Annotated in this window: 20 protein-coding genes; 8 read left to right on the top strand and 12 right to left on the bottom strand. The window is 31.8% G+C overall.

Going from position 1 to position 23,060, the window contains the following annotated elements; translation table 11 throughout:
• The first annotated feature begins 433 nt into the window (after positions 1 to 433).
• The 3 genes from CHB67_RS15840 to CHB67_RS15830 are packed head-to-tail and all read left to right on the top strand — an operon-like array spanning position 434 to position 4,098.
• Entirely contained in the window at positions 434 to 1,990 is a 1,557-nt protein-coding gene (locus CHB67_RS15840; protein ID WP_089382775.1) for an acyl-CoA carboxylase subunit beta, read from the top strand.
• A 10-nt stretch (positions 1,991 to 2,000) separates the two neighbouring features.
• On the top strand, positions 2,001 to 2,186 hold the full coding sequence (locus CHB67_RS15835) for a hypothetical protein (protein WP_089382774.1): 186 nt from the start codon (positions 2,001 to 2,003) through the stop codon (positions 2,184 to 2,186).
• A 19-nt stretch (positions 2,187 to 2,205) separates the two neighbouring features.
• Entirely contained in the window at positions 2,206 to 4,098 is a 1,893-nt protein-coding gene (locus CHB67_RS15830) for a pyruvate carboxylase subunit B (protein ID WP_217900279.1), read from the top strand.
• A gap of 75 nt (positions 4,099 to 4,173) precedes the next feature.
• Here the strand turns inward: CHB67_RS15830 and CHB67_RS15825 are convergent, their stop codons facing one another.
• The 12 genes from CHB67_RS15825 to CHB67_RS17415 all read right to left on the bottom strand — a co-directional run bounded on the left by CHB67_RS15825 (position 4,174) and on the right by CHB67_RS17415 (position 17,734).
• A complete protein-coding gene (locus tag CHB67_RS15825; protein ID WP_089382773.1) occupies positions 4,174 to 6,453 on the bottom strand; it encodes a TonB-dependent receptor in 2,280 nt (759 codons plus the stop codon).
• 394 nt (positions 6,454 to 6,847) lie between these two features.
• Positions 6,848 to 7,033: a YgaP family membrane protein gene (locus CHB67_RS15820; RefSeq protein WP_089382772.1), complete on the bottom strand. Its 186-nt coding sequence runs from the start codon at positions 7,031 to 7,033 to the stop codon at positions 6,848 to 6,850.
• Positions 7,034 to 7,050: 17 nt separating this feature from the next.
• Positions 7,051 to 7,359, bottom strand: coding sequence for a hypothetical protein (locus CHB67_RS15815; RefSeq protein ID WP_089382771.1), 309 nt, complete (start codon positions 7,357 to 7,359; stop codon positions 7,051 to 7,053).
• Between the two features lie 188 nt (positions 7,360 to 7,547).
• A complete protein-coding gene (locus CHB67_RS15810; RefSeq protein WP_089382770.1) occupies positions 7,548 to 10,745 on the bottom strand; it encodes an efflux RND transporter permease subunit in 3,198 nt (1,065 codons plus the stop codon).
• A gap of 2 nt (positions 10,746 to 10,747) precedes the next feature.
• Positions 10,748 to 11,818, bottom strand: a complete 1,071-nt coding sequence (locus CHB67_RS15805) for an efflux RND transporter periplasmic adaptor subunit (protein ID WP_089382769.1) — start codon at positions 11,816 to 11,818, stop codon at positions 10,748 to 10,750.
• A gap of 24 nt (positions 11,819 to 11,842) precedes the next feature.
• Complete coding sequence (locus CHB67_RS15800; RefSeq protein ID WP_245813584.1) at positions 11,843 to 13,156, bottom strand: TolC family protein; 1,314 nt, start codon at positions 13,154 to 13,156, stop codon at positions 11,843 to 11,845.
• Between the two features lie 128 nt (positions 13,157 to 13,284).
• Positions 13,285 to 14,328: an AI-2E family transporter gene (locus tag CHB67_RS15795; RefSeq protein WP_089382768.1), complete on the bottom strand. Its 1,044-nt coding sequence runs from the start codon at positions 14,326 to 14,328 to the stop codon at positions 13,285 to 13,287.
• A gap of 35 nt (positions 14,329 to 14,363) precedes the next feature.
• A complete protein-coding gene (locus tag CHB67_RS15790; RefSeq protein ID WP_089382767.1) occupies positions 14,364 to 15,218 on the bottom strand; it encodes a TerC family protein in 855 nt (284 codons plus the stop codon).
• A 3-nt stretch (positions 15,219 to 15,221) separates the two neighbouring features.
• Positions 15,222 to 15,593: a hypothetical protein gene (locus CHB67_RS15785; protein WP_089382766.1), complete on the bottom strand. Its 372-nt coding sequence runs from the start codon at positions 15,591 to 15,593 to the stop codon at positions 15,222 to 15,224.
• A gap of 11 nt (positions 15,594 to 15,604) precedes the next feature.
• Entirely contained in the window at positions 15,605 to 16,948 is a 1,344-nt protein-coding gene (gene purB, locus CHB67_RS15780) for an adenylosuccinate lyase (RefSeq protein WP_089382765.1), read from the bottom strand.
• Positions 16,949 to 17,006: 58 nt separating this feature from the next.
• Complete coding sequence (locus tag CHB67_RS15775; protein WP_089382764.1) at positions 17,007 to 17,576, bottom strand: hypothetical protein; 570 nt, start codon at positions 17,574 to 17,576, stop codon at positions 17,007 to 17,009.
• Between the two features lie 29 nt (positions 17,577 to 17,605).
• Positions 17,606 to 17,734 carry a hypothetical protein gene (locus tag CHB67_RS17415; protein WP_262494292.1) on the bottom strand — a complete coding sequence of 43 codons (129 nt, stop codon included), beginning with the start codon at positions 17,732 to 17,734 and terminating at the stop codon, positions 17,606 to 17,608.
• Positions 17,735 to 17,896: 162 nt separating this feature from the next.
• On the opposite strand from CHB67_RS17415, the gene CHB67_RS15770 reads away from it, so the two are divergent.
• The 5 genes from CHB67_RS15770 to CHB67_RS15750 all read left to right on the top strand — a co-directional run bounded on the left by CHB67_RS15770 (position 17,897) and on the right by CHB67_RS15750 (position 23,060).
• On the top strand, positions 17,897 to 18,334 hold the full coding sequence (locus tag CHB67_RS15770) for a heme-binding domain-containing protein (RefSeq protein ID WP_089382763.1): 438 nt from the start codon (positions 17,897 to 17,899) through the stop codon (positions 18,332 to 18,334).
• 1 nt (position 18,335) lies between these two features.
• Positions 18,336 to 19,013 carry a toxin-antitoxin system YwqK family antitoxin gene (locus CHB67_RS15765; RefSeq protein ID WP_089382762.1) on the top strand — a complete coding sequence of 226 codons (678 nt, stop codon included), beginning with the start codon at positions 18,336 to 18,338 and terminating at the stop codon, positions 19,011 to 19,013.
• Positions 19,014 to 19,021: 8 nt separating this feature from the next.
• Positions 19,022 to 19,858 (top strand): sulfurtransferase, encoded by an 837-nt coding sequence (locus tag CHB67_RS15760; protein ID WP_089382761.1) that lies wholly within the window; start codon positions 19,022 to 19,024, stop codon positions 19,856 to 19,858.
• A gap of 317 nt (positions 19,859 to 20,175) precedes the next feature.
• Positions 20,176 to 21,363: a tRNA 2-thiouridine(34) synthase MnmA gene (gene mnmA, locus CHB67_RS15755; protein WP_089382760.1), complete on the top strand. Its 1,188-nt coding sequence runs from the start codon at positions 20,176 to 20,178 to the stop codon at positions 21,361 to 21,363.
• A gap of 74 nt (positions 21,364 to 21,437) precedes the next feature.
• Positions 21,438 to 23,060 carry a S8 family serine peptidase gene (locus CHB67_RS15750; protein ID WP_245813582.1) on the top strand — a complete coding sequence of 541 codons (1,623 nt, stop codon included), beginning with the start codon at positions 21,438 to 21,440 and terminating at the stop codon, positions 23,058 to 23,060.

Below are 23,060 nucleotides of genomic sequence, written 5' to 3'. Positions count from 1 at the left end.
CGGTTTTTTTTATTGCTTCGAAAACGTTTTAAATGGCAGTTTATAATTTTATTGAAGTGAAATAAATATATTTTTAGTGCGTTTTTTTATCTTTTTTTTAGCTTCTAATATTCAAAAAATCAGGCTTTTTTAGGGTGTTTTAGGCCATTTGAATAAAAAACAATGAATAAAATAAAATTTGACATATATTCAAATTTAAACCTATTTAAATGTTAATTGTTCAATAAAAAGACTTAAATAACGGTTTTTTTTTATATATGTGTATAAAATGCTTATGTAGGATCTATTGGTATTTTATTGTTTTCGTTAAAAGTATGATACTTATCAGTTTTCTAATTAAAAGCGATTGTTATCTTTGTTACAGTTAAATAGCATAAAAATAGTTATTGAAAAATTTAGCTTAAAAAATAAAATTTAAACAATAGAAATAAATATGAAAGTTGTTGAAAAAATAGATTTGTTAAAAGCCAAACGAGAGCAAGTTCTTAAAATGGGAGGTGATGCAAGAGTTGAAAAGCAACATGCCAAAAATAAACTATCGGCACGTGAGCGTATAAACCTTTTATTTGATGAGGATAGTTTTCATGAGATAGATGCATTTGCAAAGCATAGGTCTACTAATTTTGGAATGGAACACGTTGAGATTGAATCTGACGGTGTTATTGTTGGTTATGGATTGGTAAATGGAAGATCTGTATTTGCATTTTCTCAAGATTTTACTTCAAGAGGTGGTTCTTTAGGACAAATACATGCCGCTAAAATTTGTAAAGTAATGGATTTGGCTATGAAAGCTGGTGCTCCTATTGTAGGATTGAATGATTCAGGTGGGGCAAGAGTTGAAGAAGGTGTTGATGCTTTAAAAGGGTATGGAGATATTTTCTTTAAAAATTCTAGAGCATCAGGTGTAATACCTCAAATTTCAGCAATTATGGGACCTTGTGCTGGTGGAGCTGTTTATTCACCTGCAATTACTGATTTTGTTTTTATGGTTAAAAAAACGAGTCATATGTTTATTACAAGTCCTTATGTAATTAAAACTGTAACTGGTGAAGAAACTACATTTGAAGAACTTGGAGGAGCAATGGTTCATAATTCAAAAAGTGGTAACTCACATTTTGCTTGTGAAAGTGACGAAGATTGTATTGAACAAATTAGAGATTTAATTGATTATTTACCTAACAATAATATGGAGACTGCTCCAACATTAGAAATGGGAGACGATCCAAAAAGATCTTGTGATATGTTAGATACATTTATACCAGATGACTCTAAAATGTCTTATGATATGAAAGAAGTCATTGAAGAGGTTTTAGATGGAGGAGATTTTTATGAAGTTCACGAACATTTTGCTGAAAATGCAATTGTTGGTTTTGGTAGATTAAATAACAGATCAGTAGGTATTATAGCTAACCAACCAATGTTTTTAGCAGGTTGTTTAAATATTGATGCATCAGATAAAATAAGTAGGTTTATTAGAACTTGTGATGCTTTTAATATTCCATTAATAACATTTGTAGATGTACCAGGATATTTACCTGGTGTAGAACAAGAGTTGAATGGTATTATTAGACACGGAGCAAAACTATTATATTCTTATTCAGAAGCTACCGTTCCTAAATTTACCGTAGTATGTAGAAAGGATTATGGAGGTGCTTATGTAGCAATGAGTTCAAGCCATTTAGGAGCTGATATGGTTTTTGCTTGGCCAACTTCTGAAATTGCAGTAATGGGGGCTAAAGGAGCAGTTGAAGTAATTTCAACCTATAGAAAAGACATTAGCCAAGCTGAAGATAAAGCAGCTAAAACTCAAGAAAAAATAGAAGAGTATGAAAAAGCTTTTAGTGTACCTTATTTGGCAGCTGAAAGAGGATATATTGATGAGGTGATTTTACCAAGTGAAACAAGAGAAAGATTAATTATGGCATTAGAAACAATGTCTTCTAAGTCGGAAATATTGCCTCCTAAAAAACACGGAAATATTCCACTATAATTTTTTTATTATGACACAAACAGAAAAAAAGAGAAGAGCAGCGGTGATAGCAGTTAGTGCTTACACTCAAATGGAAACGAAACCAGACAAAGTATCAGAAGATGTTTGGGGAAAAATGGGAATACGTAGAATTATGAGCGACAGACAAATGGTGCAAGGTAAATTAAAAACACCAGGAGCTAAACCTTTTCTATAATAATTATTAAAACATTAAAATGATGAATTTCGATAAACACGGGATATTAGAAATGTCCAAACTAGAATTTGGAGCAGATCGTCCTAAAGCGGCTAATCCAATAAAAATTAACGACGTAAGTTTACGTGATGGTCACCAATCTTTGTTCGCAACACGTGGACGTACAGAAGATATGTTGCCAGTTGCAGAAATGATTGATAATGCAGGTTATAACGCTGTTGAAACTTGGGGTGGAGCTACGTTTGATACCATGCACCGTTTCTTAGGTGAAGATCCTTGGGAAAGATTAAGAACTTTGAAAAAAGTAATGCCAAAAACACCTTTTTCAATGTTACTTCGTGGTCAAAACGTTGTAGGTTACCGTAACTATGCTGATGATGTTGTAAAAGCATTTGTGCAACGTTCTATTGATAATGGAATGGATATTTTCCGTTGTTTTGATGCATTGAACGATTACCGTAACTTTGAAACTGCAGCTCAAGTTATTAAAGATAACGACAAGCATTTTCAAGGAGTTGTATGTTATACTTTAAACCAACCTCGTTTAGGTGGTGATGTGTATAATATGGAGTACTATTTGAACAAAGTAAAAGAACTTGTAGCTTTTGGTGTAGATTCTATTTGTATTAAAGATATGGCAGGTTTAATTGCGCCATATGATATTTACAATATGGTTCGTGAAATCAAAAAAATCACTGATATTCCATTGAATTTACATACGCACTTTACTTCAGGTATGGGTGATTTAGCTATTTTTAAAGCAATTGAAGCAGGTGTTGATATTGTTGATACTTGTATTGGGCCTTACGCTTACCGTACGTCTCACGCAGCTGTTGAGCCAATCATTATGTCATTGTTAGGTACTAACCGTGACTCTGGTATGGATATCAAAAAAATCACTGCTATTGCTGATGAAATGGAGAAATATATTCCTAAGTACAAACATTTAGATAACAATCCTAAATACTCTACTACAGATATTAATGTATTGCTTCACCAAACTCCAGGAGGAATGCTTTCTAACTTGGTAAACCAGTTAAAAGCAATGGATGCTTTGGATAAATTGGAAGATGTATTTAAAATGTTACCAAAAGTACGTAAAGATTTAGGTAATATTCCATTAGTAACACCTACTTCACAAATTGTTGGGGTACAAACAGTAAACAATGTATTGTTTGATTCTTACGAAGGTGAGTATGCTCAAATTACAAAAGAGGTAAAAGATCTTTGTTATGGTTTATATGGAAAAACAACAGAGCCTATCAATCCTGAAGTTCAAGCGAAAGCTTTAAAAGATTATGAGCGTGGAGAAGAGCCTATTTCTGTACGTCCTGGTTCAATCTTAGAGCCTGAAATGGAAGCAGTAAAAGATAAATTTAAAGATGTTGCTCAAGATCTTGATGATGAAGTTTTAGTTGCATTGTACCCTATAACAGGTAAAAGATTTTTGAAGTGGAAATATGGTAAAGAAGAAGTTCCTGCTGATGTGAAAGCTAAAACTATGGCTGAAGTAGAGAAAGAGCAAGAATTAATTGCAAAAGCTTTATCTGGAGAACTTACTACTGCTAGCAAAGGAGATTCTCAAATGACAGAAATGGAAGTTATTGTTGATGGAGAGAAATTTAATGTTGCAATTCCTAACGGGAAAGCTGTAGCTAGAAAAAAACGTAAGAAGAAAGTTTCTACAGAAGAAAGCAATGAAAATGCTTTATTAGCTCCAATTCCAGGAATGATTGTTGAATTCAAGAAACAAAATGGTGACACTGTAAAAAAAGGTGAAATGGTTGTTGTGCTTGAAGCTATGAAAATGATGAATAACCTTGAAGCACATAAAGACGGGGTTATTTCAGGAATTAAATACGAATCTGGAGACTCTGTATCAAAAGGAGATTTATTATTTGTGATTGAATAACAAATAAATTAAATACATAAAAAAAGGTAGCCTGATCTCTTCAGGCTACCTTTTTTTTTATACGATTATTAAGAGTTAAAGTTTAAACTTAACACTAGCAATAAAGTTTCTTCCAATATTAGGAATGTTGTTTGCCTTCAAGCGAGATAAGTGAGAAATATACGTTTTATCTAACGCATTGTTAAGGTTTAAACTTACATCAAAATTAATTCTAGAAACTACAAATGTTGCACCAGCACCAATATTTAATAAACTGTAGCCTTCCGTAGCCGTTTCAAAGTCGCTTACATTATTTTGTTCCAAATTGCTTTCAACAGTAATGGCTGCAAAGCCTTTATTTAACCAGTCTTTTATGTTGAATTCAGTTCTAATAGTATTGATGAATTTATTTGCAGGAATTAACGGTAAATAGTCTCCATTGCTTTGTTTTCCAATTACAGTTTCATAACTACTTTGCAAGTGCAGCCAATCTAATGGGTGGGGATGTAAGTGAAATCCAAACTCTCCACCATATAACTCTGCATTCTCTTGCGTGTATTTATAAACGTCATAACCATCTTCAAAATCACCTGTCGGATTTATAAAAATATAATTGTCTATATAATTGTAAAATCCGTTAGCAAATAGTTCAAAATGTTTCGTATCGTATTCCAAAGCAACATCTAATTGTACATTGCGTTCACTTTTTAAATCAGGATTTCCAATCTCAAAACGATTGGATCCGTGGTGCACACCGTTTGAAGTCAATTCAGCTAAATTGGGTGCTTTAAATCCTGTAGCTGCATTAAATCGGCTGGTAATAACTTTAAACAGTGTTGTTTTATATCCTAAAGATGCTGAAAAGTTTTCATAATTTTTATCAAGCGCATCAAAAACATGAAGTTCATCTTCGTGTTGTATAATGTGTTCTTCAGTGTCAATTGCTCTGTAATCAAAACGAATTCCACCTTGTAAGTTACTATTATTTTTAAAATCATAAGTACCTGTAAATAAAAGCCCAATATCATTTATAGTAGCATCCGGAATTAGGATTTCTTCCCCGTAATTTGAGTTGTTTTGTAGCATTCCTTGTACACCAAAAATTCCTTCAAAATTTTTAGTTTTAGGTAAATGCCATTTTGCATCGTAGCTAAACGTATTTAATTTTAGGTGAAGTGACGGATGTAGCTCTTCATCATCTTGGTGGTCATCGTGGTCATCGTGATCGTCGTCGTCATCAGCATGTTCATCATGATGTTCTTCAAACTCTTTTCTGTCATTTTTTGTATATCCAAATACAGTTGATATTTTTGAATTATTTAAATAGAAAATGGTGTTTAAGCTTACTGATTTATTAGTTAAATCTTGGTAAGGTAACATCGGTGTCTTAAAGGTGTTCTCAGCGCCAATTTCTTCAGGAATACCAACATTAGAATGATTGAAATTAAAACGCGCAACACTAGAAATTAGGTTACTGTTAAAGCCAATAGCCGCATTAAAAATAGCTTCATTAAAACGAGTATTTAGAACGCTTTTATTATCAGGGATTTTATAATCTCCGTGAGAATTGTAGGCTCCACTAGCTAAAAACTTCCAAGAATTATAGGATTGCTTTACTCCAAAAGAGGTATTGCTTCCGTCTGTATTTGTAAAGTAAGTTTGGTTAGCATACACATTAAATGTATTTTCATCGGCAAATTTTAAAGGTGTAAAATAAAGTACACCACCTAAGGCGTCAGAACCATATAATAACGATGCAGGACCTTTAATTACTTCAATACTTTCAATACTAGCATCGTCAACTCCTAAACCGTGTTCATCTCCAAATTGTTGATTTTCAAGACGAATTCCTTGTGAGTAAACCAATACCCGGTTTCCTCTAAGTCCTCTAATTACAGGTTTTCCAATACCTGTTCCTGTTGAAACTTGTGAAACTCCTGGTATTAAGCTAACACCTTCAATTAAAGTAGCTGCTCCTTTGGTTTTTAATTGTTGAACGGTTATTTTATCAACTTTCATTACGTTTTCAGACTGCAATTTATTGAAAGGAGTTGAAATAATTATTTCTTCCATATGAAATACTGCATCTTCTAAAATTATTTCAAATACAGTCTCTTCATTTTTTAGTGCTATTGTTTTAATTTGTGTTTCATATCCTAAATAATTATAGATAAGATGAATTGTATTGTTGGGTAAATTGGTTAATTCATAATAGCCGTTTTCATCAGTTGAAGTTCCTTTTTGTAGTTCTTCAACAAACACTTCAACCCCAAATAAAGGTTTATTATGATTATTTGTAACGGTACCAGAAATTTTTTGTTGTGCAATTGAAATATAGGAAGCCGCTACTAAAAATAGCGTTAAGTATATTTTCATAATATATATGTTTTTATTGTTAAGTAATTGTATGTAAGCTTAATTATAACAATAAAATAGGGGGGGCTCTAGATGATTTGTAGTAAAGATTTACGAGTGATTTACACGCTTCACTGGTGAAAATATGAGCATTTGAAATGTTGTTTTCAAAAGTAATTTCTTCGGAAGAAAAATCAATAGAATTTTGATTTATTTTAAAGTGAAAAACGGAACAATCTAATTTATGTGTATCAAGATGAATGTTATTTTCACTGCAAATGTGTTCATGACGTTCAAAAGAATGTACAAACTGTACTGCAAAAGGAAGCAGTACAGCTATTAATAGTACACTCGATATAATATGTTTTAATTTGTTTTTAATGCCTTACAATTTTTTGGCAAATTACAAAAGAATTTAATCTTTTACACCTAATTTGCCTAAAATTGTTCCCATGAGGCACCATTTGGTAATTCCAGATTGAAATAAATTTACACCTACAAAAGCCGTAAACCATAACCAGTTTATATTGACTTTAACAGCTAAGGTTATACTAATAAGGATAAAAAGGCCAGCTACAATGTGTATAATTCTATTTTTCATTTTTATTTAGTTTTTTTTTAGTTAATAAATTTTTCAATATCCAATACAATTGCTTTTAATGGATTTGAACTCGTTTTTTCGGTGTTAAATGCTTCAATACTTTTAAAGATGGTTTCAATTTTATCTTCTGAAGTAAAAGAGAAATATAATTTAGAATCAAAAGAATCTCTTTGGGTAGAGAACCAATTGTCTTGCAGGTTATTTCCTGCAAAAAATTTATGCCCTTGAATATCAGATGTGCTATAAACTATTATTTCAGCTTTTTTAAAAAGTTTGCAAACCTCTTTTTCGTATTCTGATACGCTTGTTATTAATAATAATTTCATTTTTAGGTGTTTAGGTGAATAATGCTATGCTTTTTTAAACGTCATTCTGAACTTGTTTCAGAATCTCATGATATTGGCATCTAATTTTTGTGAGAACCTGAAACAAGTTAAGGTTGACGAACTTTTTATAATTTGTCATTCTGAACAATTGAGAACCATCTTTTGCTGTTCAGAATAACAATTAACTTTTACTTTCTATCCTCGTATTTATGTTTTTCAGTCATATAATACACCAATGGAACTACCAATAATGTTAATATGGTTGCTGTAATTGTACCACCCATTAATGAAATTGCCAATCCTTGAAAAATAGGGTCAAACAAGATTACAAATGCTCCAATTACAACCGTTCCAGCTGTTAATAAAATAGGTGTAGTTCTAACGGCTCCTGCTTCAATAACGGCTTGTTTTAACGGAACGCCATCTTCTAACCTCAATTCAATAAAGTCGATAAGTAATACTGAGTTTCGCACCATAATACCAGCTAAAGCAATAACACCAATCATTGAAGTCGCCGTAAAGAATGCGCCTAAAATCCAGTGCCCTAGCATAATTCCAACCATTGATAGTGGAATGGCAACCAACATAACAAGTGGCGCTTTAAAGTTTTGGAACCAACCTACAATTAGTAAGTAAATTACAAATATTGCAATGGCAAAAGCAGCTCCTAAATCTCTAAAAACTTCATAAGTAATTTGCCATTCACCATCCCATTTTATCGTGTAGTCATCTTCATTTTCTGGTTGTTGGTTGAATTCTTCGTTTAATTGATAACCAGCCGGAACTGAAATTTCATCTAAACGATCGCTCATATTTAAAATACCATACACCGGACTTTCTAATGTACCTGCCATATCTGCAATTACATACACCACACGTTTTTGGTTTTTACGGAAAATAGATTTTTCTCTAATTTTTTCCTCAACTTTAATTAAATCTCCAATAGGAATTGCCATTCCCATTTGCGAAATAACTTTTACTTGTTTTATATCGTTGATAGATGATTTTTCTTTTTCATCCAAAGCCAATACCAATCCAATTTGATCGTTTGAAGCTTCGTTATACAATGTTGAAATAGGTTGTTCAGACAATGCCATTTTTAACGTTGCAACAATTTGTTGAGGAGCTACACCATTTAACATTGCTTTTTCTTTATCTACCACAAAATTATACTCTGTTTGATCTGCTTCAACCATGTCATCAACATCTACAATATCATCAGTAGTAGCCACAATGTTTTGTAATTGTTTCGCTATTTTAATTTGCTCATTATAATCAGGACCATAAACCTCAGCAACAATTGTTGATAATACTGGTGGCCCTGGCGGAACTTCAACCAATTTCACATTGGCGTTAAAACGCTTTCCTATAGCTTGAATATCGGCTCTTAGTTTTTTAGCGACATCGTGACTTTGCTCTGATCGTTGTGATTTATCGATTAAATTCACTTGAATATCAGCCATATTAGAGCCTCCACGTAAATCGTAATGACGAACCAAACCGTTAAATGTAATAGGAGCAGAGGTTCCTACAAAACTTTGGTAATTATCAACTTCAGGTCTTTGCGAAAGGTAGTTTGCAATTTCACGCGTAACTGCAGAGGTATTTTCTAAAGTACTTCCTTCAGGCATATCAACCACTACTTGAAATTCGTTTTTATTATCAAACGGTAACATTTTTACAGCCACACCTTTGGTGTAAAATAATGCCATTGAACCTAATAATAGTACAAATGTAAAACCTAAGAATCCCCAACGTTTTGCCTTGTTTTCAATTAAAGGTTTTTCAAACTTATTGTAAATCTTAAAAATTAAGGTAGTTTCTAAACCTTTTTCTTCTTTATCTTCTTGTGTTTCTTTTTCTCTTAAAATATAGTATCCTAAATAAGGTGTAATTGTTAAAGCTACAAATAATGAAATAATCATAGCGATTGAAGCTCCAATTGGCATCGGACTCATATAAGGCCCCATTAAACCAGATACAAATGCCATTGGTAATACAGATGCAATTACTGTAAATGTTGCTAAAATTGTAGGATTTCCAACTTCATTAATAGCGTATAAAGCAGCCTGTTTAAAAGGCAATCGTTTCATTTTAAAATGCCTATGCATATTTTCGGCAATAATAATACTATCATCAACCACAATACCCGTTACAAAAACCAAGGCAAATAATGTAATACGGTTTAAGGTGTAATCTAGCATATAATAGCTAAACAACGTCATAGCAAATGTAATAGGAACTGATAAGAAAACAACCAATCCTCCACGCCAGCCCATTGCCAACATTACCACAATTGTTACCGCTAAAATTGAGCCAATTAAGTGCATTAATAACTCTGAAACTTTGTGTGATGCTGTTTCTCCGTAGTTACGAGTCACGGTCATATGCACATCATCAGGTAATAAATCTTGTTTTAAGTACGCTACTTTTCCTAAGATTTTTTCTGAAATTTTCATTGCATCAGCACCTTTTCGTTTTCCTATTGAAATAGTTACTGCAGGATATTCAGAAGTATAGGTTTCTGATAATTTGTTTGCTTTTCCGTAACCAAAAGATACATATTCTTTTGGGATTTCAGGTCCATCAGTAATACTAGCAATTTGTTTTAAATAAATTGGCTGATTTTCTTGTACGCCAACTACTAAATTTTCAACATCTTCAATAGTGCTTAAAAAATTTCCAGTATTTACTAAATATTCAGTATTATTGTTATCAAAGCTTCCTGAATTTAATTGTTGATTGTTTGCCTGAATCTTTTGAGTAATACTCAACATATCCAAGCCACTTTCAGCCATTTTATCTTTGTCTAACACCACACGAACCTGACGGTTTCTTCCTCCAATTTTTTTGGTAATAGCAACGTCGTTTATTTTTTCAATTTCACTTGTTAACTCGTTGGCAACTTGTTTTAATTGATAGTCATCATAGGTTTCGCTCCATAACGTTAAGGCTAACATAGGAACATCGTCAATAGCTCTTGTTTTTACTAAAGGAATGGAAACACCTTGCGGCATTTGATCCATATGCTTCATAATTTCATTGTATAATTTTACAAACGAGCGCTCAATATCTTCACCCACATAAAATTGCACAATTAACATAGCTTGTTCGTTCATTGAAGTAGAGTATACGTACTCAATTCCTTTAATGTTCGAAACTATTTTTTCTAAAGGTTTTATAACTCTAGATTCTACCTCTTGCGGACTTGCACCTGGATAGCTCACAAAAATGTCAGCAATTGGTACATCAATTTGAGGTTCTTCTTCTCTTGGTATCAAAAATGAACTATACACTCCAATCACCATAAACATGACCATTAGTAAAATAGTTAATTTTGAATTTATAAATACTTTGGCAATACTACCAGCTAATCCTTCCTTCATAATTATTGAATGTTAAGTTTTGCACCGTTCACTAATTTGCTTTCAGCGGTTAATATGTATTGTTCGTTTGAAGACAAGCCAGACAACACTTCAATTTGATCTCCATACACACGGCCTAAACGCAACCAACGTAATAATGCAGTATTGCTTTGGCTAACTACATAAACTCCGTTTAACTCTCCTCTTGTAACTATAGCTGAAGTTGCAATTAATACCGGAGCTGTTTCATTTGTTTTTTCTACAGGAAAATGTACTGATGTAAACATTCCTGAAAGTAAATTAACATTGGTTTTGTCTAATTCAATTTTCACTAAATATTGTCCGCCTGTATTTTTGGTTGAAGAACTAACTTCGGTAACTTTACCAGTTACAATTTGGTTGATAGACTTTACTTGAATATTTACTTTAATTCCTTCACTTATTTGAGTAATTTGTGATTCAGGAACCATTGCAATTACTTGAAAATTACCAGGAGTTTCAATGCTCAACAAAGGCATTCCTGGATTTGCCATATCTCCTTTGTTAATGTATTTTCCAGTTACAATTCCGCTAAAAGGGGCAGTGATGTTTGAATAAGATAATTGCGCATTTACTTGTTTTTTTTGTTGATTTGCTGCTTCTAAGCGCGCTTTTGCCATATCGTAATTGGCAGTCATATCATCTAGTTCTTTTTGTGAAGCACTGCTATCAGCAAATAATATTTTATAGCGATTGTAATCTTTCTCAGCATTTTTTAAGGCAGCAGTTGCTTCAATAATAGCGGCATCAACTTGTCCTTTTTGTGCTGTAATATCAGCACTATTAATACTAATTAAAAGTTGCCCTTTTGAAACTTTGTCGCCAACGTTTACAGGAATGTTGTTTACATACCCCATCAATCTAGTACTGATATTTGCATTTTGTACGGCTTCAATTTTACCACTCGCGGTAATAAAATTTCCGTTTTCAGAAGAAGGAGTACTTACTTTTACATTTACAGTAGGTCTGTTGTCAACTGTTTCTTTTTTATCTTCTCCACAACTTGTCATAAAAATTAAAGTCGCAATAGCTATTATTTTTGTAATATTTTTCATGTTGTATAAATTTAGTGTAGTAATTTATTTAGTTAAAAATTCCACGTAAGCTTTGGTGAAATTGTAGTTAAAAACGGTTTGTAAATATGCTAGTTGTTTTTGTAAATATTGTGTTTCAGAATTTAATAAATCTGAAGATTTTTCCAACCCTTGTTCAAATCTGTTGGTTCTAATTCTTAAAGCTTCATTTGCTTGTTCAACGGCTGAATTTGTTAAGTGTAAGGTATTTTCAGCATCTTTTAACTGACGCTTAGCTTTGTTAAATTCTAATTCACTTTTACTTTTGTAGGCATCATAATTAATAGAAGCTTTGTTAAATTCAGCTTTCGTTTTTTGAGTTTCTCCAACTCTTTTATAACCTTCAAAAACATTCCAAGACAATTGGGCGCCTACTAAATAACCACCAGAGTTTACCTGAAAAATATCTTTGTCATACATTTCATAACTTCCGAAGGCATTTAACCTTGGGACATACCCCATTTTTGAAGCTTTGTACATATGGTTATAAGCGTTTGAGCTTTCTTCCATCGCAATTATGTCACTTCTTTCATTAGAAAATGTTGCGTTATACAAGTTTAAATCTAGTTCAGCATTTAAAATGTCAGATGGTTTTAAAATACCTTCACTAGTTTCACCAATTAAATGATGTACATAATCTGAAGCATTTTTAATATTACTTTTTGCGTTTTGTAACTGATTTTCAACTTCAGTCACATGAATGTCAACCAATAACACATCGGCTTTTTGTACATAACCTTGTTTGAAGTTATTATCAGCTATTTTTTTGTTGGCTAGTGCAGCAGCTTTTGCAGTTTCTAATACTTCAACAGCTTTATAAGCTAATTGCAATTGCATATAGGCTTTTGTAACTTCTAAAGCCATATAATCTTTTGTTCTTAACGATTGTAGTTCAACCGCATTCATTTTTGAACGCGCCGCTTTACGCATATGAAAACCATCCATATTAAATATAGGTTGTTCAATTTCAAATTTTGTTGCGAAATTTGTAGTGTTATCAGGATCGTTTAGCAAATCTGGGTTGAAGTCTGCAGCAGTTAAAATTCCTTGATTTAATTTTGAACCAAATGCCATTAACGGATTGGTAGTTGCAATTCCTGAATATGAAACATTAATGTTTGGCAAAAAAACCGATTTTGTTTGATTGTACGCTGCTTTTGCGGCATTTAAATCTTCATCAGAAATTTTATTGGTAAAGTTATTTTTAGCCGCTTTTGTTAAAATAGCATCTAAAGAAGTAGAAATTTCTTGTTGTGCATTTATTGTTGAAAAGCTAACCAATAAATATGTAAATAAGATAGTGAGTTTACTTCGCATCATTTTTTGTATTTTTTTAGTTCAATACAAAAGTAGCTGAGGGAAGTTGCCCGAATCGTCATAAACATTACAGTGTTATGTAACATTTATAACTTTAATTTTGTTTTATAGCTTTTAAAAGAGTGAAATTTTTACTGTTGTTTGCCACTTAAGAAACCCGCAAACAGTTTTGTTTTAGGGTTTTGCTCTAAGATAATTTTAATAAACACAGTTAAAGGTATTGCCATAATAAGTCCTGGGATTCCCCAAATATAGCCCCAAAGCATTAGCATTACTAAAATTGTAATAATATTTATAGAAAAGGATTTTCCCATAAAAACTGGTTCTAAAACACCTCCAAATAGCACTTGAACCCCCGTAATACTTAATACAAAAAAGAACAAAGTGCTTGTGGGATCTAATTGTATAAATGCAAAAATGGCTAATAAAATGACTGATATAAAAGAACCAATCATTTGTACAAAATTAATTAAAAATGCAAATAAGCCCCAAAAAATAGGGAATTTTACATCAAAAAATACGCACGCCAAGCCTATTCCTATACCCGTAAATAAACTAACAAGAATTTTAACTTTAATAAATTTAATTAAATCCTTTTCAATTTTCATAAACGTTTTTACAGAAGCATATTTTTGCTTTAATATGGTATTGTTTAGTAGTTTTTCAAAATTGATAGATTCAGCGAGCCATAAAACCACAAAAAAAGCGGTCATTAAAGTCATTGTTAGCGTTTTTCTAATAAAATCTAACGTTGTTCCAAAGTTTTTTGAAATGTCTTCACCTTGAATAAAATTCGAAAAAACAGATTTACCGTCTGCCATATATTCTATACCAAAAAATTGATGTACAGCTACGATTAGATTGGTTAGCTTTAATTTAGCACTATCTAAGAAAGCAGTATCAACAGCCATTAGCTCCTTGCTAGATAGTTTAATTAATTCTCCACTAATTTTAAAAATAAGTCCGAAAATAATTAAGATTACAAAGATGCTTATGAATTTCGGTACATGTCGTTTATTAAACCATCTCATCAATGGTAAAAAAATGAGCGCAATAAACATAGAAGCAATCAGCGGAATAAAAATAAAAGATAATATTTTCAAAATATAAAAAACAAGCGGTATTACTATTATCAATAGCAAGGTGTTTGTTGTTTTAGTGTCTTTTAAATTCATTTTAATTAAGTTCTATTTTAAGAATAAAAACGTGATTATTTATCTAATAAATTACGGTCCTTTAGCTTTTCGTCAACAATTGTTGCATTATGAAGCTTTACAGGGTTTTTTCTTTTCTTCATTTTTAAATTGATAAATTCAACGAACAAAGAGAAGAAAATTGCAAAGTACAAATATCCTTTTGGAATGCTATGAACAGGATTTCCGAAAAATTCAAAATGGGCTAAATGCGAACCTTCGGCCAATAACATAACACCAATTAGTAATAAAAACGACAAGCCTAAAATCTGAATAGTTGGATGCTCATTTACAAACTGACTTACAGGGCCTGCGAATATGAGCATAACGATAATGGATACAATAATGGCAATAATTATGATTGACATTCCGCCAAAATAACCAAAACCTACAGGAGTAGCATCAAAACTTACCAACCCAATAGCTGTTAAAATACTGTCAAATGAAAATACTAAATCTAGCATCACAATTTGAACAATAGCACTTGAAATAGTTTTGCTCGCTTTTGCTTTTGTACCTTCTTCCTCACCTTCTAATTTGTGGTGAATTTCAGCAACACTTTTGTAAAGTAGAAATACACCACCAGCTATAATTATTAAACTTTGACCTGTAATTCCTGCTTGTAGCCAAGATGTATTAATTTCAAATAAAACACTTTGTAATTTTAGCACCCATGAAATACCAAACAGTAGTGCTATTCTAAAAACCATAGCCAATAACAAGCCAATGTTACGTGCTTTTGGTCTGTCTTTTTCTTCAAGTTTGTTAGAAACTATAGATATAAATACAATATTGTCTATACCTAATACAATTTCTAAAAAAATTAGCGTCAATAACGCAATCCACGTAGAGGCTTGTAAAAAAATCTCCATAGCTTAATCTAATATTTTAATAATTTCTCCTTTTTGAATAAAATTTGAATGTCCAATTACAGCTTCAAACTCGTATGAGTTTTTTTCAATATTCGTAATTTTAATATGAATAGGATCTTCGTCAATAGCTGTTTTTGGATGTATCATCTTTAACGTATAGTTAAAATTGTTTTTCCAAGAAATTGAAAGCGTATCTATTCTATCTTCATAAGTTTCAATTTGAAGAGAGTCTTTCCTTACAATAATTGTTTTTTCGTATCCTTTCCCTGCCGGAATTTCAAACGTTCCCGTCTTAAATCGGTCAGCGCTTAAAGGTTCGTCTTTACAGCTTATAACTAGTACAATTATTGAAAATATTAAAACAATCTTTTTCATAGCTATTTAATTTATATTCCTGTGTAATTACTTGGTGTAATTGCTTTTAATTCAGTTTTAATTTCAGTTGAAACTTCTAAACTATCAATAAAATCAGCCATAGATTTTTGCGTAATTTTTGCATTAGTACGTGTCAACCCTTTTAAAGCTTCATAAGGATTAGGATATGCTTCTCTTCGCAAAATTGTTTGAATAGCTTCAGCAACAACAGCCCAGTTATTTTCTAAATCTTGTTCAAAGGCTTCTTTGTTAATAAGTAACTTATTCAATCCTTTTAATGTAGAAGCAATGGCAATTAATGTATGTCCAAAAGGAACACCTACATTTCTTAATACCGTAGAATCTGTTAAATCACGTTGTAAACGAGATAAAGGAAGTTTAGCAGCTAAGTGCTCAAACAATGCATTTGCAATTCCAATATTTCCTTCTGAATTTTCAAAATCAATAGGGTTTACTTTATGTGGCATTGCAGAAGAACCAACTTCACCAGCTTTAATTTTTTGTTTGAAATAGTTGCTAGAAATATAAGTCCATATATCTCTATCTAAATCCATGATAATGGTATTGATACGTTTCATTGCATCAAAAATACCAGCCATATGGTCGTAGTGTTCAATTTGAGTTGTTGGGAAAGAGTGGTGTAAACCTAAAATATCCTCAACAAATTGAGTTCCAAATGCTTTCCAATCAATGTTTGGGTACGCAACTTTGTGTGCATTGTAATTTCCTGTAGCTCCACCGAATTTTGCAGCATGCGGAGTGTGCTGTAAATGCAATACTTGTTGATTTACTCTTTCAACAAAAACAAACAATTCTTTTCCTAAACGTGTTGGAGAAGCTGGTTGTCCGTGTGTACGAGCTAACATAGGAACATCATCCCATTCTTCTGCTAAATCAGCTAACTTCAAAGTCAACTCATCTAAAGAAGGGTAATATACTTCTTCCAAAGAATCTTTAATAGATAATGGAATTGCAGTATTATTAATATCTTGTGAAGTTAATCCAAAGTGAATAAACTCTTTAAAAGCTTGTAGGTTTAAAGCATCAAATTTTTCTTTAATAAAATATTCAACGGCTTTTACATCGTGGTTGGTGATGCTTTCAATATCTTTTATTTTTTGAGCATCTTCTGAAGTAAAATCAATATAAATTGCTCTTAACTGCGGAAAAAGTGAACTGTCAAAATTTTCCAATTGTGGTAAAGGAATTTCGCACAATGCAATAAAATATTCAATTTCTACTTTTACTCTATATTTAATAAGTGCTTCTTCTGAAAAAAAAGGACTTAAACTTTCTACTTTACTTCTGTATCTTCCATCAATTGGAGATATTGCGTTTAAACTTGTTAATGCCATTTGTTAGTTTTGTGTTGAAAAATGCAAAATTAATGAAATTAACCGATAATTGTTACATTTATTTTTTGTTTATAAGTGCTAAAGTTATCTTTCCCCGTGCTTTATATGCCGCACTTTCCTTTGGAATATTTTGTTCAAGGATAAGTTTCAATTCTTGATGTGCCCAATCTGTGTTTTTTCCTAGTAAAAATAAGGCATTCATAGTATAAGCTTTGGTAGCTACTTTGTGGTTGCTAAGCATCCAATCAAAACCTGTTTCAATAATACGGTTTATATGTTCTGAAGTTAAATTTTTAGTAATAAGCGGATTTTTTTTTGCTTTGTAAGCAATGGCTAAGAAGTTACAAATTTTTGAAGCAGGCCTCACAGCGCTGTCATGTTTTAGTGTGTTAATTTTAGTTACAAAAGTAGCTAAATAAGGAACTAGTAAATTTAATTGTTGCTCACAAACCAACTCTAAAGTCCAAGCAGCTTTTATTGATAGTTTATTTTCAATTTCAAAAACTTGTTCAATTAAAAAAGGCATTAACGCTGGGTTTTCCAATACCAAATTGGCAACACGTAAACGATTTTCACGTTTTGCATTTTGCATGGCTTCAAGCTGTTCATTTAAATAAATTTTAGTCAATGTTTGTAGTTTTAGCAAAATATCAATGTTTAATTCTCATTCTTCTTTTTATCTCTCTTTTTGGGTGAAAGTTTGTACATTAAATATCCAAAAGCAATAAGTATATGCACAATTACTACAATTACAAGTGTATAATACCAAAAATTTGAAATTCCCATATGAAATAAAAATTTAAATGTAAAAAAAGAATATTTATCTTTAAACTTTAAAAATACAAATTACGAACTATTTTGAATGTTGTAAAAGGCACATAATGGTTTTTATTTAACGTAATTTTACAGCAAATCTATTTAAATATAGATGCATTAAAACTATAATTTATGAAAAAAGTACTCTTGAGTATTGTGGTTGTTTTTATTTTAATACAGCTTATACGACCTCATAAAAATGATTCCAAAAACAATATCAATCATATTTCAACAGTTATAGATGTACCTGATGAAGTTGAACAAATCTTACTAAATTCGTGTAACGATTGTCATTCAAACTCAACAGTTTACCCTTGGTATAGTGAAATTGCACCTGTTTCGTGGTATTTGGCAAGTCACGTAAATGATGGTAAAGCGCATTTAAATTTTTCAGAATGGACCGCTTATAACAAGTATCAGAAAGAACATATTTTAAAAAATTTTGAAGAAGTATTGCTATCTCATGAAATGCCTTTGAAAAGTTATTTATTATTGCATAAAGAAGCTGAAATGTCTAAAGAACAATACAATGCGTTAGTCGCTTGGGTAAAAACGATAAAAGAACAATAAAATGAAGTTTAAATTTGTAGTGCTGTTTTTGTTTAGCGGAATTTTATCACTTTCTGCACAAGAAGAAATTAATAAATTGAATGCAAAAGGAGAAAGAGTTGGCGTTTGGAAAAAAGACTACCCAAATGGAAGAATTCGTTACCAAGGTCAGTTTGAAGCAGGTAAAGAAGTAGGTGTTTTTAAGTATTACAGTATGGTGAGTTCTGAACATCCTATTTTAGTTAAAACCTTTTCAAAAAGTACTAATTTGGCTGAGGTTGTTTTTTATTCAGAAGAAGGGATTTTAGAAAGCAAAGGGCAAATGGATGGTAAAAATAGAGTCGGTAAATGGCTTTATTTTCAAAAGGATGGGATTACAATTGTTTCAGAAGAAAATTATGAGAATGGTGTTTTAAATGGCATCTCAAAAACCTTTTATAAATCGGGAATTCCAACGGAGATTTTACATTATAAAAATGGAAAGTTACACGGTAAGGTTGAGCGTTTTGCAGATAATGGTGTTTTAATTGATGATTTAAGTTATGTTGATGGTAAATTACAAGGCTTGGCAAAATATTATAATTTGGACGGAAAATTAATTTATACAGGAATGTATGAAAATGATGAAAAAGCAGGGAAGTGGGAATTTTATGACGATGGAAAATCTGTACGACCAGACACCAATACATTAAAACAATAATTGTAGTTATGACATTAAATCCAATAGTTTCAGTAGAATGGCTTTCTCAGAATTTAGACATACCAAATTTAGTAATTTTAGATGCTAGTCCAAAAAAAAATGTTTCAAATTTAGAGCCTAAATATATTGATATTCAAATTAAAGATGCTCGAATTTTTGATATGGAAACGGTATTTTTTGACAAGGAAAATAAACTTCCTAATATGATGTCTAGTCCTGAGGTATTTTCAAAAGAGTGTCAAAATTTAGGAATCAATTCAGACAGTATTATTGTTGTTTATGATAATCTAGGAATTTACACAAGTCCGAGAGCGCGTTGGATGTTTAAAGCAATGGGACATCAATATGTGACTGTTTTAGATGGAGGTTTAACGGCTTGGAAAGATGCCGGATTTGCTTGTGAGAAAAAGAATAATAAAACGTTTGAAAAAGGAACGTTTGAATCGCATTATAATTCGGAGCTGGTTAGCGACTCTAAATTCATTTTAAACAATCTTCAAAACGAAGATGTGCTAATTTTAGACGCACGTTCTGAAGCTCGTTTTTTAGGGACAAATCCTGAACCAAGATTAGGAATGGCTGCAGGTCATATACCAAATTCTGTTAGTTTTCCTTACAGTAGCGTATTAGAAAACGGTAAAATGAAGTCAAAATCGGAATTAGAAAATCTTCTTTTAAACTTAAAATGTAAGCACAAAAAAATGGTGTTTACTTGTGGTTCAGGTGTTACAGCTTGTATTATTTTATTGGCTTTTGAATTGGTAAATGACAACGAAAAAGCGTTGTACGATGGCTCTTGGTCGGAGTGGGGACAAGTTGGTAAATTTCCTGTTGAAGTTGGGTAAATAACAATTTTATATAGTTGTTGAATAACACGACTTCAGTAAAAAAACGAATCCCAATAATTTATTTAGATATTTAACTGATTCGTTGTGCATTTTGGCTATTTAAATATCGTAAAAACGTCAGTTCGAGTGATTTTTGATAAAAAATCGTATCGAGAACAGCGCTGTTTTTAATGAAATTTCTATGCTCTATATAAATTTTTAAGCATACAAGTCCTAAATTCATTGGAATTAGTGAAATTTAATTAAAATGCACCAAAGGTTTAACTTTTCATTATAAAAGTAATGCGTAACTTTGCAAACTAAATTTTTTAAAAATGAAACGTGTAATTGTTGGACTTTCAGGAGGTGTTGATAGTAGTGTTGCTGCTTATTTATTAAAGGAGCAAGGTTATGAAGTAATCGGCTTGTTTATGAAAAATTGGCACGATGATTCTGTGACCATTTCTAATGAATGTCCGTGGTTAGAAGATAGTAACGATGCAATGATTGTTGCTGAAAAGTTAGGTATTCCGTTTCAAGTAGTTGATTTAAGCGAAGATTATAAAGTACGTATTGTTGATTATATGTTCAACGAATACGAAAAAGGACGTACGCCAAACCCTGACGTTTTATGCAACCGTGAAATTAAATTTGATGTATTTTTAAAAATCGCCTTGGATTTGGGTGCTGATTATGTGGCAACGGGTCATTACTGTAGAAAAGGGGAAGAAGAAATAAACGATGAACCTGTTTATAAATTATTGGCAGGAATAGATGATAATAAGGATCAATCTTATTTTTTATGTCAGTTGTCACAAGAACAATTGTCAAAAGCGTTGTTTCCAATTGGCGAGTTAACCAAACCTGAAGTTCGAAAAATTGCTGCTGAGCAAGATTTAATTACAGCCGATAAAAAAGATTCTCAAGGACTTTGTTTTATTGGTAAAGTGCGTTTGCCAGAGTTTTTACAGCAAAAATTACAACCTAAGGAAGGCGTAATTGTTCAAATTCCTGAAGACTCAGCAATTTACAATCGTGAAATTCCAACCTTTCATTCTAAAGAAGAAGAATTAGCATTTTTCAGCACAAAATATGAGTACACTATAAGTGATGGAAAAGTTGTAGGGAAACACCAAGGTGCGCATTATTTCACCAAAGGACAGCGTAAAGGTTTGGCCGTTGGAGGAACAAAAGAACCGTTATTTGTAATAGATACAGATGTTGTTGAAAATGTAATTTATACAGGTGAAGGTAAAAACCACAAAGGTTTGTACCGCAATGTATTGTTTGTTTCTAATGAAGAATTACACTGGATTCGCACCGATTTAGCAATGCAAAATGGCGCTTCTATGGAGGTGCTATCAAGAATTCGTTACCGTCAAAAATTAGAAGAAGCTACTTTATATAAAGTTGAAACAGGAATGTATGTTGCATTTAAAAATGCACAATCTGCCATTACTGAAGGTCAGTTTGTAGCTTGGTATTTAAATGATGAGTTGTTAGGTTCCGGAGTTATTTCATAATTTTTTACAGAATATTGAGTTTTTAACTCAATAAAAAGCAGTAAATTTAGTTGATAATTTAGACCCCACAAAAATTGAAAAAGAAATTACTCATACTTACACTATTTTTATCCGTATGCAGTTTGTTTGCTCAAACTGAAGATGCTTGGGTGTATTTTACAGACAAGCCAAGTGAAAAACAATTTATAAATGCACCTTTAAAAATGTTAACGCAGCGCTCTTTAGATCGAAGAATGCGTTACAATATTTCATTAGATTTTAAAGATATTCCAGTTGAAGCATCCTATGTTTTTCAAATTAAAAATACTGAAGGAATTAAAATTTTAGCACGTTCAAAATGGTTGAATGCTTTGCATGTGCAAGGTTCGCAAACAGCTATTTCAAACTTAATGAAGCATGATTTTGTTGCCAACGTTCAATTTGCAAATAAATCATTGAATACTTCAACCAAAAATACCACTTCAAAAAAAATAGTGCATCAAAATAATAAATTCGAAGTTACAATCGATTTTAATTACGGAACTACCGAGCGTCAAATTAAACAATTAAAGGGCGAAATTTTACATGAAAATAATTTCACTGGTGAAGGAATGCAAATAGCTGTGATTGATGCTGGTTTTCCAAATGTTGATACTTTTTCAGCATTTGAACGCATTAGAAATAACAACCAAATTTTAGGAGGTTACAATTTTGTACATAGAGATTCTAATTTTTATACGGGTCATTCTCACGGAATGACTGTTTTATCAACCATAGCGGGTTCTATTGAAAATGAGTTTGTAGGAACTGCGCCTGATGCTGAATTCTATTTATTTATTACTGAAGATGCTGCTAATGAAACACCTTTAGAAGAAAGTTTATGGGTTGAAGCTGCTGAAAAAGCAGACAGTTTAGGTGTTGATGTTATCAATACGTCTTTAGGTTATACTACTTTTGACAACCCAACTTATAATTATTCGTATGAAGATATGGATGGGGAAACTACTTTTATTAGTCGTGGTGCTGAAATTGCTTTTTCACGCGGTATGATTGTGGTGAATTCTGCAGGAAATGAAGGTAATAGTAATTGGCGTTATATAAGTGCTCCTGCTGATGCTAACTCGGTACTAAGTATTGGAGCTGTATTTTATTTTGGAACTATTGCGCCATTTAGTTCTTACGGACCTACTTTTGACGGAAGAATAAAACCAGATGTTTGTGCTGTAGGCGCTATGGCTTTTGTAATTAATAGTGCTGGAAATATTGCAATTTCTAACGGAACTTCGTTTTCATCACCGGTTTTAACAGGTGTTGTGGCTTGTTTATGGCAGGCTTTTCCTGAAAAAACAAATGCTGAAATAATACAATTAATAAAGGAATCGGCACATTTATTTTTGAATCCAACCGAACAGGAAGGTTATGGAATTCCTGATTTTGAAACTATTTTTAATTTATTAAATGAAGAAACTCCTGAGTTAGTTTTAGATCATATACAGCCGTTTCCCAATCCTGTAGAAAACGAACTAAACTTTAAATTTTCGACAGCTTCAGAAGAAGTGAAGGTTGTTATTTATAACTTATTAGGACAAGTAGTTTCAACAGCTATTATTTCAAAATTACATCCGGTAAAAGATATTTCGTTTTTAGCGAAAGGCGTCTATTTATTACAACTTTCCTATAATGAACAAACACATATTATAAAAATTATAAAAAATTAA

The organism is Lutibacter agarilyticus (assembly GCF_900188235.1).
GTDB lineage: Bacteria > Bacteroidota > Bacteroidia > Flavobacteriales > Flavobacteriaceae > Lutibacter > Lutibacter agarilyticus.
The sequence above is the reverse complement of the archived record's forward strand: the minus strand, read 5'-3'. Positions and strand labels throughout refer to the sequence as shown.